Annotated in this window: 13 protein-coding genes; 10 read left to right on the top strand and 3 right to left on the bottom strand. The window is 70.8% G+C overall.

Annotation, left to right across the window (positions count from 1 at the left end):
- A complete protein-coding gene (gene recN / locus WCE39_RS05435; RefSeq protein WP_343275671.1) occupies positions 1 to 1,680 on the bottom strand; it encodes a DNA repair protein RecN in 1,680 nt (559 codons plus the stop codon).
- A 90-nt stretch (positions 1,681 to 1,770) separates the two neighbouring features.
- Between recN and hrcA the strand changes: the two genes are divergently transcribed.
- The 10 genes from hrcA to recJ all read left to right on the top strand — a co-directional run bounded on the left by hrcA (position 1,771) and on the right by recJ (position 15,245).
- Complete coding sequence (hrcA, locus tag WCE39_RS05430) at positions 1,771 to 2,862, top strand: heat-inducible transcriptional repressor HrcA (RefSeq protein WP_343275670.1); 1,092 nt, start codon at positions 1,771 to 1,773, stop codon at positions 2,860 to 2,862.
- Positions 2,859 to 3,368 (top strand): nucleotide exchange factor GrpE, encoded by a 510-nt coding sequence (gene grpE, locus WCE39_RS05425; RefSeq protein ID WP_343275669.1) that lies wholly within the window; start codon positions 2,859 to 2,861, stop codon positions 3,366 to 3,368. The genes hrcA and grpE overlap by 4 nt, the downstream gene beginning before the upstream one ends.
- A 113-nt stretch (positions 3,369 to 3,481) precedes the next feature.
- Positions 3,482 to 5,413, top strand: coding sequence for a molecular chaperone DnaK (gene dnaK, locus WCE39_RS05420; protein WP_343275668.1), 1,932 nt, complete (start codon positions 3,482 to 3,484; stop codon positions 5,411 to 5,413).
- A gap of 165 nt (positions 5,414 to 5,578) precedes the next feature.
- The gene (gene dnaJ / locus WCE39_RS05415; protein WP_343275667.1) at positions 5,579 to 6,712 is read left to right on the top strand and encodes a molecular chaperone DnaJ; all 1,134 of its coding nucleotides are present in this window, start codon (positions 5,579 to 5,581) and stop codon (positions 6,710 to 6,712) included.
- A gap of 83 nt (positions 6,713 to 6,795) precedes the next feature.
- Positions 6,796 to 7,518, top strand: a complete 723-nt coding sequence (dapB, locus tag WCE39_RS05410) for a 4-hydroxy-tetrahydrodipicolinate reductase (RefSeq protein ID WP_343275666.1) — start codon at positions 6,796 to 6,798, stop codon at positions 7,516 to 7,518.
- 136 nt (positions 7,519 to 7,654) lie between these two features.
- Positions 7,655 to 8,776 carry a glutamine-hydrolyzing carbamoyl-phosphate synthase small subunit gene (carA, locus tag WCE39_RS05405; protein WP_343275665.1) on the top strand — a complete coding sequence of 374 codons (1,122 nt, stop codon included), beginning with the start codon at positions 7,655 to 7,657 and terminating at the stop codon, positions 8,774 to 8,776.
- Positions 8,776 to 12,021, top strand: coding sequence for a carbamoyl-phosphate synthase large subunit (carB, locus tag WCE39_RS05400; protein WP_343275664.1), 3,246 nt, complete (start codon positions 8,776 to 8,778; stop codon positions 12,019 to 12,021). The genes carA and carB overlap by 1 nt, the downstream gene beginning before the upstream one ends.
- A complete protein-coding gene (gene greA / locus WCE39_RS05395) occupies positions 12,018 to 12,491 on the top strand; it encodes a transcription elongation factor GreA (RefSeq protein WP_343275663.1) in 474 nt (157 codons plus the stop codon). Before carB ends, greA begins: the two co-directional genes overlap by 4 nt.
- Before the next feature lie 7 nt (positions 12,492 to 12,498).
- Positions 12,499 to 13,440 carry a phosphoglycerate mutase gene (locus WCE39_RS05390; protein ID WP_343275662.1) on the top strand — a complete coding sequence of 314 codons (942 nt, stop codon included), beginning with the start codon at positions 12,499 to 12,501 and terminating at the stop codon, positions 13,438 to 13,440.
- Entirely contained in the window at positions 13,437 to 15,245 is a 1,809-nt protein-coding gene (gene recJ / locus WCE39_RS05385; RefSeq protein ID WP_449283986.1) for a single-stranded-DNA-specific exonuclease RecJ, read from the top strand. The genes WCE39_RS05390 and recJ overlap by 4 nt, the downstream gene beginning before the upstream one ends.
- On the opposite strand, the gene WCE39_RS05380 is transcribed toward recJ, so the two are convergent.
- On the bottom strand, positions 15,200 to 16,201 hold the full coding sequence (locus WCE39_RS05380; RefSeq protein ID WP_343275661.1) for a phosphatase PAP2 family protein: 1,002 nt from the start codon (positions 16,199 to 16,201) through the stop codon (positions 15,200 to 15,202). The genes recJ and WCE39_RS05380 overlap by 46 nt on opposite strands.
- A gap of 65 nt (positions 16,202 to 16,266) precedes the next feature.
- Positions 16,267 to 17,496 carry an acyltransferase family protein gene (locus WCE39_RS05375; RefSeq protein WP_343275660.1) on the bottom strand — a complete coding sequence of 410 codons (1,230 nt, stop codon included), beginning with the start codon at positions 17,494 to 17,496 and terminating at the stop codon, positions 16,267 to 16,269.
- Positions 17,497 to 17,646 lie beyond the last annotated feature (150 nt).

The raw sequence follows: 17,646 nt of genomic DNA, 5'->3' as shown, positions 1-17,646 counted from the left end.
TCAGCCGAGGGCGGCTTCCCCGGCCTCGCGCAGCAGGCGCCTGGCCGCCGCCCGGGCCTCGCGGCTGACCTCGATCCCGCCCAGCATCCGCGCCAGCTCCTCCTGGCGCCCGGCGTCGTCGAGCAGGCGCACCGCGCTCTGGGTCATGCCCGCGCTTTCGGCCTTGCTGACGCGGTAGTGGGCGTGGCCCTGGGCCGCGACCTGCGGCAGGTGGGTCACGCACAGCACCTGGCGACGGCTGCCGAGGTCGCGCAGCTTGCGGCCGACAATGCCGGCCACGTTGCCGCCGATGCCCGAGTCCACTTCGTCGAAGACCATGGTCTGGACCGCGTCCAGGCCCAGGGCCGCGACTTCGATCGCCAGCGAGATGCGCGACAGTTCTCCGCCCGAGGCCACCTTGCGCAGCGGTCGCGGCGGCTGGCCGGCATTGGCGGTGACCAGGAATTCGGCGCGCTCGGACCCCTGGGCGTCCGGTGCGTCGCCGGCGGTGGGCTCCAGCGCCACTTCGAAGCGGCCGCCGCCCATGCCGAGCTCGGCGATCAGCGTGGTGGTGGCCTCGCCCAGCGCGGAAGCCGCCTTGGCCCGGGCCCTGGCGAGGTCCGCGGCGGCAGAGCGCCATGCGCCGGCGGCGGCCTCGATTTCGCCTTCCAGCCTGCCCAGGCGATCGGCGGAGCCGACCAGGGATTCGAGCTCGGCGGCCAGCGCATCGCGCTGCGCGGCCAGCTCGTCCGGTGCGACCCGGTGCTTGCGCGAGAGTTCGTGCAGGCGGGCGAGGCGGCGCTCCTGCTCCTGCAACTGTTCGGGATCGATGTCGAGGTCGGCGCGGACGCGGTCAAGCAGCACCGCGGCTTCGTCGAGCTGGATGGCGGCGCCCTCGAGCATCGCATCGACACCGGCCAGGCGCGGCTCGTGCGCCTGCATGCGGCCAAGCAGGCTGCGCAGCTGCTGCACGGCGCCGGGCAGGGCGTCGCCGTCGCCGCCCAGGCGCTCAAGTGCGATGTCGCAGGCCTCCACCAGCTCCGTGCCGTGGGCCTGGCGACGGTGGGCCGCGACCAGCTCCGCGATCGCGTCGGGCTCCAGCATCTCGCGCTCGAGTTCGCCGTGCTGGTGGCCGAGGAAGTCGATGCGATCGGTGACGTCACCCGCGGCGTTCAGGCGCTCGCGCTCCTGCAGCAGCGATGACCAGGCCCTCGCCGCCGTGGCCACCGCGGCCAGCTCGGCCTCGTGGCGCCCGAAGGCGTCGAGCAGCGCCAGCTGGCTGCCGCGCGACAGCAGCGCCTGGTGTTCGTGCTGGCCGTGGATCTCGACCAGCAGCGCCGCCAGGGCGGCCAGCTGCGACAGCGTCGCCGGGCGGCCGTTGATCCACGCGCGCGAGCCGCCGTCTGCGCGCAGGGTGCGCCGCAGCTGGCAGGCCTGGCCGTCGTCGAACTCCTGTTCGCGCAGCCAGTCCAGGCCCAGCGGCGAATCGGCGAGGTCGAACTCGGCATTGAGCTCTGCGCGCTGGGCACCGTGGCTGACCATGCCGGAGTCGGCGCGCAGGCCGGACAGGAAGCCCAGCGCATCGACGATCAGCGACTTGCCCGCGCCGGTTTCGCCCGAGACCACGGTCAGCCCCGGCCCGAACTCGAGCTCGGTGGCGGAGACGACGGCGAAATCCTTGATCGATAGGCGCTTGAGCATGGTGCGCGAATTGTGCCGTGGAGACGCGCAGCCTGCCATCGACCAATCTCGCAGCTTGCGACGAGCGTCCGTCGGACGTATACCCGCGGCATGTCCCGACGCCCTTCCGATCCCCTCGACCCGCGTGCCCGCCAGCTGTTGCGCACCCTGATCGCACGCCATATCCGCGACGGCGAGCCGGTCGGTTCGCAGACCCTGGTCCGCCACGCCGGGCTGGACGTGAGCGCGGCCACGGTGCGCAACATCCTGTCCGACCTGGAGGAAGTGGGCCTGCTTTCCGCGCCGCACACCTCGGCCGGGCGGGTGCCCACGGCGCGCGGCTACCGGGTGTTCGTGGATTCGCTGCTGCAGCTGAGCCCGCTGGGCGAAGCCGAATTCGACCGCCTCCGCGGTGGCCTGGCCACGGGTGGCGGCACGCAGTCGCTGCTGGGAAGCGCGTCGGAGCTGGTGTCGGCGATGACCCGCTTCGTCGGCGTGGTCAGCGTGCCGGGGCGCGAGCAGTTCGCCTTCCGCCAGATCGATTTCCTGCCGCTGGACGGGCAGCGGGTGATGGCGATCGTGGTCTTCGCCGACAACGAGGTGCAGAACCGCATCGTGCAGACCCGCCGCGCCTACGACGCCGGGGAGCTGGAGCGGGTGGCCAATTACCTCAACGCCCACTTCGCCGGCCAGCCGCTGGCCGGCATCCGCGCGACCCTGCTGCGCGAGCTGAAGGGCGCCCGCAGCGAAATGGAGGGCCTGCTGCGGGCGACCACCGAGATCGCCGGGCAGGTGCTGGTGCCCGATGGCGAGGACATGGTGGTGGCCGGTCAGGCGCGGCTGCTGGGCCTGCAGGACCTTGCCGACCTCGACCGCCTGCGCGAGCTGTTCGAGGCGTTCGCCGAGAAGCGCGAGATCCTGCAGCTGCTCGAGCGCACGGTGAAGGCCCAGGGCGTGCGCGTGTTCTTCGGCGAGGAGACCGGGGTCGCGTCCATGGCCGGGATGTCGCTGGTGACCGCTCCCTACGGCGCCGACGGCCGCGTGCTGGGGGTGCTCGGGGTGATCGGGCCGACCCGGATGGCCTACGAGCGGGTGATCCCGGTGGTCCAGGCCACCGCCCAGGTCCTCGGCGGCGCCTTGAATCCCGACGCGCCATCCCCACTGATTCCGGACCGAGCCATTCCGGACCAAGAAGAGCGATGACCACCGAACCGACGCCCGACCACGCCGCCGAGGCGCCCGCCGAAGACCTTCCCCTGGACGATGTGATCGAATCCCTGCGCGCCGAGCTTGAACAGGTGCGCGCGCAGTCCCTGGTGGACCGGGCCGATCTCGAGAACCAGCGCCGCCGCCTGGAGCGCGACGTCCAGAACGCCTGCCGCTTCGCCAACAAGCAGATCCTTGGCGACCTGCTGCCCGTGTTCGACAGCCTGGACGCGGCGCTGGCCGCGGCGGGGGGCAACGGGCCCCTGCGCGAGGGCATCGAGCTGACCCTGCGCGAGCTGCGGCGGGTCACCGGCAACCACGGCCTGTACGAGATCGCCCCGGCCGCGAACGATGCATTCAACCCGGACCTGCACCAGGCCATGAGCGTGATCGAGGCCGACGGCGTCGACGCCGGCGCGGTGGCCCAGGTGTTCCAGAAGGGCTACCGGCTCAACGAGCAGCTGCTGCGCCCGGCCCTGGTCGCGGTATCCAGCGCCGACTGAGTGCAGGCCGCACCGGATGGCCGCCGGCGCTTGAAGCCACGGCGGCCCATCCCCAGATAGCAGTCATCGGCGGCATCGCCGCCCCCCGAATCCAGACACAGAGGCATATTCCCATGGCAAAGATCATCGGCATCGATCTCGGCACGACCAACTCCTGCGTGGCGATCATGGACGGCGGCAAGGCCCGCGTCATCGAGAACAGCGAAGGCGACCGGACCACCCCGTCGGTCGTCGCCTACACCAAGGACGGCGAAGTGCTGGTCGGCGCGTCCGCCAAGCGCCAGGCCGTCACCAACCCCAAGAACACCTTCTATGCGGTGAAGCGCCTGATCGGCCGCAAGTTCACCGATGCCGAGGTCAAGAAGGACCTTGGCCTGGTGCCGTACGCCATCGTCGAGCACGACAACGGCGACGCCTGGGTGCAGACCAGCGACGGCAAGAAGCTCTCGGCGCAGGAAGTCTCCGCGCGCATCCTCGAGAAGATGAAGAAGACTGCCGAGGACTACCTGGGCGAGAAGGTCACCGAAGCCGTCATCACCGTGCCGGCCTACTTCAACGACTCGCAGCGCCAGGCGACCAAGGACGCCGGCCGCATCGCCGGCCTCGACGTCAAGCGCATCATCAACGAGCCGACCGCGGCCGCGCTGGCCTATGGCCTGGACAAGGACGGCGGCGACCGCAAGATCGCCGTGTACGACCTCGGCGGCGGCACCTTCGACATGTCGATCATCGAGATCGCCGAAGTCGACGGCGAGAAGCAGTTCGAGGTGCTGGCCACCAACGGCGACACCTTCCTCGGCGGCGAGGACTTCGACAAGCGCGTCATCGACTACCTGGTCGAGGAATTCAACAAGGACCAGGGCATCGACCTGCGCAAGGACCCGCTGGCCCTGCAGCGCCTGAAGGACGCCGCCGAACGCGCCAAGATCGAGCTCTCGACCGCGCAGCAGACCGAGGTCAACCTGCCTTACGTGACCGCTGACGCATCCGGTCCGAAGCACCTCAACATCAAGCTGACCCGGGCCAAGCTCGAGGCGCTGGTCGAAGACCTGGTCAAGAAGACGATCGAGCCCTGCCGCACCGCGCTCAACGACGCCGGCCTGCGCGCCAGCGACATCAACGACGTGATCCTGGTCGGCGGCCAGACCCGCATGCCCAAGGTGCAGGCTGCGGTGGCCGAGTTCTTCGGCAAGGAGCCGCGCAAGGACGTGAACCCCGACGAGGCGGTCGCCATCGGCGCCGCGGTGCAGGGCGGCGTGCTGGCCGGCGACGTCAAGGACGTGCTGCTGCTGGACGTGACTCCGCTGTCGCTCGGCATCGAGACCCTGGGTGGCGTGTTCACCAAGATCATCGAGAAGAACACCACCATCCCGACCAAGGCCTCGCAGACCTTCTCCACCGCCGAGGACAACCAGTCGGCCGTGACCGTGCACGTGCTGCAGGGCGAGCGCGAGCAGGCCCGCTACAACAAGTCGCTGGCGAAGTTCGACCTCAGCGGCATCGACGCCGCGCCGCGCGGCATGCCGCAGGTCGAGGTGTCGTTCGACATCGACGCCAACGGCATCGTGCACGTGACCGCCAAGGACAAGAAGACCGGCAAGGAGCAGAAGGTCGAGATCAAGGCCGGCTCGGGCCTGTCGGATGACGAGATCCAGCGGATGGTCGCCGACGCCGAGGCGCATCGCGAGGACGACAAGAAGTTCCACGAGCTGGTCGGCGCGCGCAACCAGGCCGATGCGCTGGTGCACGGCACCCGCAGCGCGATCAAGGACAACGGCGACAAGGTGCCGGGTGACGTGATCGGCCGCGTGGAGTCCGCCATCGCCGACGTCGAGACCGCGATGAAGGGCGACGACAAGGGCCAGATCGAGGCCAGGACCAAGGCGCTGGAGGAAGCGGCCCAGGCATTGTTCGCCGCGGCCGGTGCCGCCGGCCAGGGCGGCGACGCGCAGGGCGATGCGGGCCAGGATCCCGCCGGCCAGGCGGCGGACGACGTCGTCGACGCCGAGTTCACCGAGGTCAAGGACGACGACAGCAAGGCCTGACCGCCCCTGAGCCAGTGAAGCGGCCATGGCCGCAATGGCCACTCGAATGTGGGAGCGGCCATGGCCGCGATGGCCACGCCGTGGCGGGGACCGGATGAACTCCGGTTCCCGCCGCGTATCCGGACCCCGTACCGATGGGTCCACCAGGCAGCACGGACCTGATCGATGAGCAAGCGCGATTACTACGAAGTCCTCGGCGTCGGCCGCAACGCCACCGAGGACGAGCTGAAGAAGGCCTATCGCCGCTGCGCGATGAAGCACCACCCTGACCGCAACCCCGGCGACCACGCCGCCGAGGCTGCGTTCAAGGAGTGCAAGGAGGCTTACGAGGTGCTGTCCGACGGCGGCAAGCGCCGCATGTACGACCAGCACGGCCACGCCGCCTTCGAGCACGGCATGGGCGGCGGGAACGCCGGTCCCGGTTTCGGCGGCGGCCCGGACGTGGGCGACATCTTCGGCGACATCTTCGGCAACATCTTCGGTGGCGGCGGCTCCCGCGGCCCGCGTCGCGGCGCCGACATCGGCTACGTCATGGAGCTCGACCTGGAGGATGCCGTCGCCGGCGTCGAGCGCCGCATCGAGCTGCCGACCCTGGTGGAGTGCGAGCCCTGCGATGGCACCGGCTCCGAGGACGGCCAGCTCGAGACCTGCGACACCTGCCAGGGCCACGGCCAGGTCCGGTTCCAGCGCGGCATCTTCTCGATGCAGCAGCCGTGCCCGTCGTGCAACGGCCGCGGCAAGACCTACAAGAGCCCGTGCCCGGCCTGCCGCGGCAACGGCCGCGTGGAGGAGGAGAAGGTGCTGTCGGTCAAGGTGCCCGCCGGCGTCGACAGTGGCGACCGCATCCGCCTGTCAGGCGAGGGCGAGGCCGGCCCCGCGGGTACCCAGCCCGGCGATCTCTATGTCGAGGTGCGCGTGCGTCCGCACGACATCTTCGAGCGCGACGGCGACGACCTGCACTGCGAGGTCCCGATCCGCATTTCCCAGGCGGCGCTCGGCGACACCGTGCGCGTGCCGACGCTGGGTGGCGAGGCCGAGATCCGCGTGCCGGCCGAGACCCAGACCGGCAAGGTCTTCCGCCTGCGCGACAAGGGCGTGAAGTCCGTGCGCAGTCGCGCCCCCGGCGACCTGTACTGCAAGGTCGTGGTGGAGACGCCGGTCAACCTGACTCCCGCGCAGCGCGAGCTGCTGGACCAGTTCGAGGCCACGTTTGCCGGCGAGGGCGCACGCCGCCATTCACCGCGCTCGAGCACCTTCGTCGACGGCGTGAAGGGCTTCTGGGAGCGGATGACGTCCTGACGCCGGGATGCGGAGCGCGTTCGAGTGCGTGATGCGCATGAACGTGCTTGTCGGCGCCGTGCCGCGTCGCTAGCCTTGCCTGCATGGGCGATCCAGTCAGGTTCCTGATCCACGGCGGCAGCGGCCGCATGGGCCGCGCGCTGCTGCGGCTTTGCGCAGAAGGCGTGCCGGCCGGCTGCACCGTGGTCGCGGCGGTTTCGCGCCGGCCGCCGCAGCGCGTGGTCGACGGCGTGCCCCAATTCTCCACGAGCGAGCTGTCCGGCGTTCCCCGGTTCGACGTGGCCATCGACTTCAGCCTGCCCGAGGGCTTCGATCCGCTGCTGGCCCTGTGCCGGCAGCGCGGGGCGGCGCTGGTCTCCGGCACCACCGGGCTGTCCGGGGAACAGCGGCAGGCGATGGCCGACGCCGCGACCGGCATCCCCGTGCTCTGGGCGGCCAACTTCAGCCTCGGCGTGGCCGTGCTGGAAGAGCTGGTGGAGCGCGCCGCCGGCACCCTGGCCGGCTGGGACTGCGACATCGTGGAGACCCACCACGTGCACAAGAAGGATGCCCCCTCGGGCACCGCGCTGGCCCTCGGGGCCGCCGCAGAGCAGGCCGGAGCCGGGCCGCGCTATGCCAGCCTCCGCGCCGGCGACGTGGTCGGCGAGCACCTGGTGCAGTTCACCGGCCCCGGCGAGCGAATCGAACTGGTCCACCGCGCCACCAGTCGCGACGTGTTCGCGCGCGGCGCCCTGCTCGCGGCCTCGCGCCTGCGGGCCATGGGGCCGGGCGCCTGGCGCCTGCGCGACCTGCTGCAGGCGCCGTGACGTTCAGCGTCGGCGTGCGCCGTGCTGGCGCGTGCGGGGCCGCGCCGGTATCATTCCCGCTCGCCTGAACCACTTGCCTCCGGGCCGGCCGATGCCGGGCCGGCGGTGTCTTGCAACCCCACGTAGGCGACCGCCAGTGACCCCACCCGCAATCCTCGCGCTTGAAGACGGCACCGTCTTCGAAGGCGTTTCCGTAGGCGCGCCCGGCCTTTCGGTCGGCGAAGTCGTGTTCAACACGGCGATGACCGGCTACCAGGAGGTCCTGACCGACCCCTCGTACGCGCGCCAGATCGTCACCCTGACCTATCCCCACATCGGCAACACCGGCTGCACCGCCCAGGACGACGAGTCCGGACAGGTCTGGTCGGCAGGCCTGGTGGTACGCGACGTCCCGCGCCGCCCCAGCAGCTGGCGCAGCCGCGCGGCGCTGCCGGAATGGTTGGCCGACCGCGGCGTGGTCGCGATCGCCGGCGTCGACACCCGCCGCCTGACCCGCCTGCTGCGCGCGCGCGGTTCGCAGAATGGCGCGGTGATGGCCGGCGAGATCGATATCGACAAGGCCGTCGAGGCCGCGCGCAAGTTCCCCGGCCTCAAGGGCATGGACCTGGCCGGCGTGGTCAGCACCGACGCCCGCTATGACTGGAACGAGGGCGGCCTCGACCTTGATGCCGGCACCTTCCGCAAGGTGGCGCCGCGCTTCCGCGTCGTGGCCTGGGACTACGGCGTGAAGCGCAACATCCTGCGCATGCTCGCCGACCGCGGCTGCCACGTGACCGTGGTTCCGGCGCGCACCACCGCCGCCGAGGCGCTGGCGCTGAAGCCCGACGGCGTGTTCCTCTCCAACGGCCCCGGCGATCCCGAGCCCTGCGACTACGCGATCGAAGCCATCCGCGACGTGCTGGCCGCGAAGGTGCCCACCTTCGGCATCTGCCTGGGGCACCAGTTGCTGGCGCTGGCGGTCGGCGCGAAGACGCTGAAGATGGCCAACGGCCACCACGGCGCCAACCATCCGGTGCAGGACCTCGAATCGGGCAGGGTGATGATCACCTCGCAGAACCACGGCTTCGCGGTCGACGAGGCGACGTTGCCCGGCAACGTGCGTGTCACCCACCGCTCGCTGTTCGACGGCAGCAACCAGGGCATCGCGCTCACCGACGCGCCGGCCTTCAGCTTCCAGGGACACCCCGAGGCCGCTCCCGGCCCGCAGGACGTGACCCCGCTCTTCGACCAATTCGTCGCGCTGATGGAGGCGCACTGATGCCCAGGCGCACCGACCTCAAGACCATCCTCATCATCGGCGCCGGCCCCATCGTCATCGGCCAGGCCTGCGAGTTCGACTACTCCGGCGCCCAGGCCTGCAAGGCCCTGCGCGAGGAGGGTTACCGCGTGGTGCTGGTGAACTCCAACCCGGCCACGATCATGACCGACCCGGAGATGGCCGATGCGGTCTACATCGAGCCGATCACCTGGCAGATGGTCGAGAAAATCATCGCCAAGGAGCGCCCGGACGCGCTGCTGCCGACCATGGGCGGCCAGACCGCGCTCAACTGCGCGCTGGATCTTGCCGACAACGGCGTGCTCGAGAAGTACGGCGTCGAGCTGATCGGCGCCAGGCGCGAGGCCATCATGATGGCCGAGGACCGCGAGCTGTTCCGCGTGGCCATGGGCGAGATCGGCCTGGAGTGCCCGAAGGCGGCGGTCGCGAAGACGTTCGAGCAGGCGGTCGAGATCCAGGCGACCGTCGGCTATCCGACCATCATCCGGCCCAGCTTCACGCTTGGCGGCAGCGGCGGCGGCATCGCCTACAACAAGGAAGAGTTCGAGGAGATCGTCAAGCGCGGCCTCGAGCTGTCGCCGACCAACGAGGTGCTGGTCGAGGAATCCGTGCTCGGCTGGAAGGAGTTCGAGATGGAGGTGGTCCGCGACACCGCGGACAACTGCATCATCGTCTGCTCGATCGAGAACCTCGACGCGATGGGCGTGCACACCGGTGACTCGATCACCGTCGCGCCGGCGCAGACCCTCACCGACCGCGAGTACCAGCGCCTGCGCCAGGCCTCCATCGACGTGCTGCGCAAGATCGGCGTCGACACCGGTGGCTCCAACGTGCAGTTCGGCATAAACGCCGAGACCGGGCGCGTGGTGGTGATCGAGATGAACCCGCGCGTGTCGCGCTCGTCGGCACTGGCGTCGAAGGCCACCGGCTTCCCGATCGCCAAGGTCGCGGCCAAGCTGGCGGTCGGCTATACGCTCGACGAGCTGAAGAACGAGATCACCGGCGGCAGGACCCCGGCCTCGTTCGAGCCGACGATCGACTACGTCGTCACCAAGATCCCGCGCTTCGCGTTCGAGAAATTCCCGCAGGCGGATTCGCGCCTGACCACGCAGATGAAGTCGGTGGGCGAGGTGATGGCCATGGGTCGCACCTTCCAGGAATCATTGCAGAAGGCGCTGCGCGGGCTCGAGACCGGCAAGGTCGGCCTGGATCCCACCGGCCTTGACCTGGAGAGTGGAGAAGGCCAGTCCGCGCTGCGCCGCGAACTTCGCGAGCCCGGCCCGGAGCGCCTGTTCCACGTCGCCGACGCCTTCCGCGCCGGGATGAGCGTGGACGAGGTGTTCGGCCTGTCCTGGATCGATCCCTGGTTCCTCGACCAGATCGAGGACATCGTGGCCGCCGAGCGCGAGGTCGAGGCGGGTGGCGTGGAGGCGCTGGACGCGTCGCGCCTGCGCGCGATGAAGCGCATGGGCTTCTCCGACGCCCGCCTGGCGCGGCTGGTCGGCGTGGAAGAGAAGGCCGTGCGCGCCCTGCGCCGCGCCTTCGGCATCAAGCCCGTGTACAAGCGCGTGGATTCCTGCGCCGCCGAGTTCGCAACCACCACCGCCTACCTGTATTCGACCTACGAGGAAGAGTGCGAGGCCGCGCCGAGCGACCGCGAGAAGATCATCGTGCTCGGCGGCGGCCCCAACCGCATCGGCCAGGGCATCGAGTTCGACTACTGCTGCGTGCACGCGGCCCTCGCCCTGCGCGAGGACGGGTACGAGACCATCATGGTCAACTGCAATCCGGAAACCGTCTCGACCGATTTCGACACATCCGACCGCCTGTACTTCGAACCGGTGACGCTCGAGGACGTGCTGGAGATCGTCGAGCTCGAGCAGCCGAAGGGCGTGATCGTGCACTACGGTGGCCAGACGCCGCTCAAGCTTGCGCGCGCCCTGGAAGCCAACGGCGTGCCGATCATCGGCACGTCGCCGGACTCGATCGACCTGGCCGAGGACCGCGAGCGCTTCCAGCACCTGGTCGACGAACTCGGCCTGAAGCAGCCGCCCAACCGCACCGCGCGCAGCGCCGAGCAGGCGCTGGTGCTGGCGCGCGAGATCGGCTATCCGCTGGTGGTGCGCCCGAGTTACGTGCTTGGCGGCCGCGCCATGGAAGTGGTGCATGCCGATGCCGACCTCGAGCGCTACATGCGCGAGGCGGTGAAGGTGTCCAACGACTCGCCGGTGCTGCTCGACCGCTTCCTGGACAACGCGGTGGAAGTGGACATCGACGTGATCGCCGATGCCGACGGCCAGGTGCTGATCGGCGGGGTGATGGAGCACATCGAGGAGGCGGGCGTGCACTCCGGCGATTCGTCCTGCTCGCTGCCGCCGTACTCGTTGTCCGCGGCCACGAAGGCCCGGTTGCGCGAGCAGGTCACCGCGATGGCGCGCGCACTGGGCGTGGTCGGGCTGATGAACACCCAGTTCGCGGTGCAGTCCGACGAGGACGGCCAGGACACGATCTTCCTGCTCGAGGTCAACCCGCGGGCCTCGCGCACGGTGCCCTTCGTGTCCAAGGCCACCGGCGTGCCGCTGGCCAAGATCGCGGCGCGCTGCATGGCCGGGCGCACGCTGGCCGACCAGGGCATGACCGAAGAGGTCGTGCCCGGCTACTACTCGGTCAAGGAAGCGATCTTTCCCTTCGCCAAGTTCCAGGGCGTGGATCCGATCCTGGGCCCGGAAATGCGCTCCACCGGCGAGGTGATGGGCGTGGGCCACGACTTCGGCGCCGCGTTCGCGCGCGCGCAGGAAGCGGCCGGGATCAGGGCGCCCGAGCCGGGCAAGGCCTTCGTCTCGGTGCGCGACCCGGACAAGCGGCGGGTGCTGCCCGTCGCGCGTGCGCTGCTGGACCGCGGCTTCTCTCTGGTCGCGACGTCCGGCACGGCCAACTGGCTGCGCGAGCATGGCCTGGACTGCGAGTCGATCAACAAGGTCGCCGAAGGCCGGCCGCACATCGTCGACCTGATCAAGAACGGCGACATCGCCTACATCGTCAACACGACCGAAGGGCGCCAGGCGATCGCGGACTCGTTCTCGATCCGCCGCGAGGCGCTGCAGCAGCGGGTGACCTACTCGACCACCATTGCCGGTGCGAAGGCCTTGCTGCATTCTCTTGAATATCGCGGCAGCGGCCCGGTGTGGGCGCTGCACGAACTGCACGAGGAGTTGAAGAAGACATGAGACCTCCGATCACGGCACAGGGTGCGCAGCGTCTGCGCGCGGAGCTGGAAGAGCTGAAGAGCGTCCAGCGGCCTGCCGTCATCAATTCGATCGCCGAGGCGCGTGCGCACGGCGACCTGAAGGAAAACGCCGAGTACCACGCCGCGCGCGAGCAGCAGGGCTTCATCGAGGGCCGCATCAAGCAGCTCGAGAGCGAGCTCTCGCACGCGCAGGTCATCGACGTCACGACGCTCAAGGTGGGCGACAAGGTGGTGTTCGGCGCCACCGTGCTGCTGGCCGACGAGGACAGCGGCGCAGAGAAGCGCTACCAGATCGTGGGTGACCTCGAGGCCGACATCAAGATGGGCATGATCGCCATCTCGTCGCCGGTGGCGCGCGCGCTGATCGGCAAGCATGCCGGCGACGTGGTGACCATCGAGGCGCCCGGCGGCACCAGCGAGTACGAGATCGTCGAGGTCAGCTACGGCTGATCCGGCGATGCCGGCGCCCGACACCATCATCCTGCTGCTCCCCGCCGCCGCCCGGCTGGGGCGGCAACGCCTGTCCGCTGCGAGCGCGAAGCCGCTTGGCCGCGGGACGCGCCTGGCCGATGGCATGGCCGGGCGACGCGCGCAACTGCTGCGGCACTTCCCGCTGCGCGGCGATGGCTGGCCGATCGCCGCCCTGTCGCGGCAGGCGGAGGTCGGCGACGCCGTCGGGTCCGCCTGGCTGCGCGCCGACCCGGTGTGGCTGCGCCCAGACATCAACGGCGTGCGCCTGCTCGCGCATGGCGAGGCACTGGCATTGACGCGCGAAGAGTGCGACGAGCTGCTGCCCGCCCTGCGCCCGCTGTTCGGCGATGCGGGCTTCGAACTCGATGCGCCCGATCCGGCGCGCTGGTACCTGCGCCTGCCGAAGGACACGAAGGTGCCGGAGTTCTCGGATCCCGGTGACGCCCTGGGCGAGGACGTCTTCGAGCACCTGGATATCAGCCCCGAGGGCCGGCGCTGGCGCAACCTGGAAAGCGAGGCCCAGGTCACCCTGCACAACCATCCGCTCAATGCACGGCGGGTGGCACGCGGCCAGGCGCCGGTGAATGCGCTGTGGTTCTGGGGCGGCGGCCGCTTGCCTTCGGCGAGCGGCAAGGATGGCGCGACGGGCTTCAGCGACGATGACACCGCGCGCGCACTGGCCGCCGCCAGCGGACGCGGCGCGGCGCTGCCGGCGCGGTTCATGGGCGAGCCCGGTGTTTACGACATCGAAGGCACCCGCGACCTGCAGTGGATCGAGCGCGAGTGGCTGCTGCCCGCGCTGGGAGCGCTGCGCACGGGCCGCATCGGCACCCTGTGCCTGGATGACGGCGATGGCTGGCGCCTCGTGCTGGGCCGCCGGCACCTGCTGCGCTTCTGGCGCGGCGCCGCGTCGTGGCCGGCAACGTGACGACGCCGCGCACCATCCGGCGGCGGACGCCGGCGGACGCCGCTCCCCGGGGTGCAGGGTCGGGCGCCGCTGCCTGGCCGGCGGAAATCCCGCCGCTGCTGCGCCGCATCTACGCCGCGCGCGGGGCCATGGACATCGATTCCGCGCGCCCGCGCCTGGCCGGCCTGCTGCCGCCGGATGGCCTGCTCGACCTGGATCGCGCCACGGAGCTGCTGTCGTCTGCGATCACCGAGGGACGCCGCATCCTCGTGGTCGGCGATTTCGATGCCGACGGCGCCACCGCCTGCGCTGTCGCCGTGCGTGGCCTGCGCATGCTGGGCGCGCGCGGAGTGCTGCACGCGGTGCCCAACCGCGTGACCCACGGCTACGGCCTGTCGCCTTCGCTGGTGGCCGAGCTGGCGCCGCTGCAACCGGACCTGCTGGTCACCGTCGACCACGGAATCGCCTGCCACGCGGGCATCGATGCCGCCAAGGCGCTCGGGTGGCAGGTGCTGGTCACCGACCACCACCTGCCCGGCGAGCAGCTGCCGGCCGCGGACGCGATCGTCAATCCGAATCGCACCGGTGATGGCTTTGCCGGCAAGTCGCTGGCCGGCGTCGGCGTCATCTTCTACGTGCTGCTGGCGCTGCGCGCGCGGATGCGCTCGGAAGGCCGTCTGGAGGACAAGGGGCCGGATCTCTCGACCCTGCTGGACCTGGTCGCCGTCGGCACCGTGGCCGACCTCGTGCCCCTGGACGCCAACAACCGCGCGCTGGTTGCCGCGGGCCTGCGGCGGTTGCGTGCAGGTCGCGGCTGCGCGGGCCTGGCGGCGCTGATCGACGTGGCGGGTCGCACGGCGTCGCGCATGGGCGCGGGCGACATCGGCTACGCGGTCGGCCCGCGCCTCAACGCCGCCGGGCGGCTGGAAGACATGTCGCTGGGGATCGAGTGCCTGCTCTGCGACGATCCGGCGCGCGCGCGTGAACTTGCGCAGCGCCTGGACGCGATCAACCGCGAACGCAGGACCGTGCAGCAAGGCATGCTGGACGAGGCCGAGCGCGCCCTGTCGGTGCAGGCCCTTGACGGAATCGGGCAGGGCGGCGCCGTCCGCGCCGCCATCTGCGCCTATGACGCCGGCTGGCACCCCGGCGTGGTCGGCCTGGTCGCATCCAAGCTGAAGGAACGCCTGCACCGGCCCGTGGTCGCCTTCGCGCCGGCGGAGCCGGGCGCGAGCGCGCTGCGCGGGTCGGCGCGCTCGATCCCCGGCTTCCACGTGCGCGATGCACTGGCCGCCGTTGATGCGCGCCACCCGGGCCTGATCGAACGCTTCGGCGGGCATGCGATGGCGGCCGGGCTCAGCCTGGACGCGCGCAACCTGGGGGCCTTCGAAGCGGCCTTCCTCGCCCATGCCGAAGCCACCCTCGACGCCGCCACCCTCCAGGCGACCATCGACAGCGACGGCGCGCTGGCGCCCGCCGAATTCGACCGTGCCCACGCCGAAGCGCTGCGCGACGGCGGACCCTGGGGGCAGGGCTTCCCGGAGCCGCTGTTCGACGGCGAGTTCGAGGTGGTCGAGTGGCGCGTGGTCGGCGAGCGCCACCTCAAGCTTGGGCTGCGCTGCGCAGGTGCGCGGACGCCCTTGGCGGCGATCCATTTCGGCGGCTGGCGCAACGAGCCGCCGCCGTCGCGCCTGCATCTTGCCTACCGGCTTGCGCCCGATGATTACCGCGGCGGCGATGCGATCCAGCTGATCGTGGAGCACGCCACCGCCGCCGTGGATCAACCCGTGGCCGGGCCCGTCGTCGCAGTGGCTGCGGGGCGGTAGAGCCGCAGCGCGCGCAGCAGAGCGACCGCGCCGATGATCACCGCGACGTAGCCGCCCGCGGCCGCTACGAACGCGGCGACATGCCGGGACGGCCAGCCGCCGGCCGCGTAGGCGATTTCGAGCAGCGAAAGAATCCCGTAAGCCAGTGCCAGGGCGATCAGGACGCGTGCCATGCGCGCGACGGGCCCGCCGGCATCGTCGGGAAAGCCGGTGCGCATCAGCACGCCGATGCAAAGCAGCGTGCCCGCCACGCCGCCGGCATGCCCGGGGTCGAGCCACGGCACGAAGCCGCTCGCAAGCGCCAGGCCGATGGTTCCGGCCAGGCCCAGGAGCCACGCCCGCCACGCGCCCTGGCCGCCGGCCTCGAGCCTGCGCATGAACGCCACCGCAAGCAGTGACCCCACGACGCCGACCACCAGCCCTCCGAGCACGTCGGCAAGGAAATGGCGGCCGAGGTACATCCGCGACACGCCCATCAGCAGCGGCCAGGCGACCACCAGTCCCCAGACCCACGCCCGCCGGGCGCGCAACAGCAACGCCATCGCGAGCACGAAGGCGGTCGCGGCACTGGTGTGCCCGCTGACGAAGCCGAAGCTTGCGTCGCGCCGGGCACGGGCCGCGGTGATGGCCGCCGGGGAGGGCAGCGCCCAGAAGCCGTCCGCGGCGCCATCGCCCACCAGGTGCCGCCCTGCCTCGCCCTCGTCGAGGATCCGCGCGTCCACTTCGCTTGGCCGCGGCAGCCCGAACCCGTGCTTGGCGGCGTCGGTCGCGGCCACCACGAGCATCAGTGCCAGCAGCACCCCGAGTCCCGGCCGCAGGCGTACCCCGAACAGCAGGACGAGGACGGCCGGCACGTAGGCGCGGCCATCGCCGAGCCCACTGATCATGTGCATGCACCAGGCGAACCAGGGCGCGCTCAGCCCCTGCAGCCAGAGGATCGGATCGGCTTCGAACATTCGGATTCCCCGGGACGGCCGGACGGCAGGCGCCGAAGCTTACGCTGCCGCGCGTGCAGCGGCGGCTACGCCGGGTGCGAATCCAGCCTGGAGTCGCTGCCGGGTGGTCGCGGTTCGAGCGCCCTTTCGCGCCGGGGCTTCAGGCCGAACAGGGGTCGCAGCAAGCGCACTCGCCGGATGAGGCATTCGTGCAGCAGCAGGCAGCCGGCGACCGTTCCCGCGATCACGACCACCGGCTCCAGCCAGGAGTGCGGCGCCAGCGCCGGCGCCACGAACGCCAGCGGCACGATCAGGCTCTGGTGGAGGATGTACCAGGGATACACCGCTTCGCTGGCGTAGGGCAGCCAGCGGAAGGGTCGGTCCAGGAGCGCCCGTGCCCAGCCGAAGAGCGCCAGCAGCGCCGTCCACGAATACAGCGCCCGCGCCATGCGTTCGACCATGGCCCAGTCCACGTGCAGTGCCCACGCCGGGATGTCGGCGGGGTGCAGGTTGCGCCCGGCCGCGCGCAGCCCCAGCTCGACCGTGATCGCACCGAGCGCCAGGACCAGCATCCGGCCGCGCGCCGCCTCTACGCGCTCCCAGAACCGCGGCTCGCATGCCACCAGCCAGCCGGCCAGGAAAAAGGCGAAGTACTTGGCGTGCGCGTACCAGTCGCCCACCAGGGCATGGGTTTCCGGAAACCGCGGCATCAGCCACCACAGGCAGGCGAAGAGCCACGCGGCCGGGACCAGCACGCAACAGGCGGCGCTGCGACTGCAGGCCCATGCCCCGAAGCGCCCCGCGCGGGCCGTGCCCGCGACGCGGGCCAGGACCAGCACCACCGCCGTGTAGGTCCAGGCGTAGGCCAGGTACCACAGGTGGTTCCAGGTCACGCCGTACTGCGCGCCGCTCCAGCCGCCGCCGGGCCACGGTCGCAGCTGCAGGTAGCGCATGAGGAAGGGGCCGAAGCCCGGCGCGATCGTGCCGTTCGACAATGCTTCGCAGTAGGCCTGGACCGGCACGATGGCGAGCATGCCGAACGCCAGCGGCAGCAGCAGGCGCCAACTCCGCGAGCCCATCAGCGACCGGGCTGGGTGGGCGGTCATCGCCAGGCCCAGGGCGATGCCCGAGATCGTGAACAGCAGCGGCATCCGCCAGCGGTTCACCGCGATCATGGGCCACTGCAGCCAGTGCGCCTGCTGCCCGGCCTTGACGTGGTAGCCCCAGTCGGCGACGTAGACCATGCCCACGTGGTAGGCGATCAGCAGGCCGAAGGCGATCACCCGCAGGGCATCGATGTCGTGGCGTCGCGTCATGTTCCTGGACCTGTTCGGGAGACGGCGATTCCACCCTGCAGGCGTGCGCGCGACCAGCACGAAGTGCCGCAACGACGCGCCTTGGGGACGAGACGACCCGTGCCGGGGACGAACTGTGGCCGGCCCCGGGGGCGCGACAACTACAATCGC

It is taken from the genome of Luteimonas yanweni (assembly GCF_039548475.1).
Lineage (GTDB): Bacteria > Pseudomonadota > Gammaproteobacteria > Xanthomonadales > Xanthomonadaceae > Luteimonas.
The sequence above is the reverse complement of the archived record's forward strand: the minus strand, read 5'-3'. Positions and strand labels throughout refer to the sequence as shown.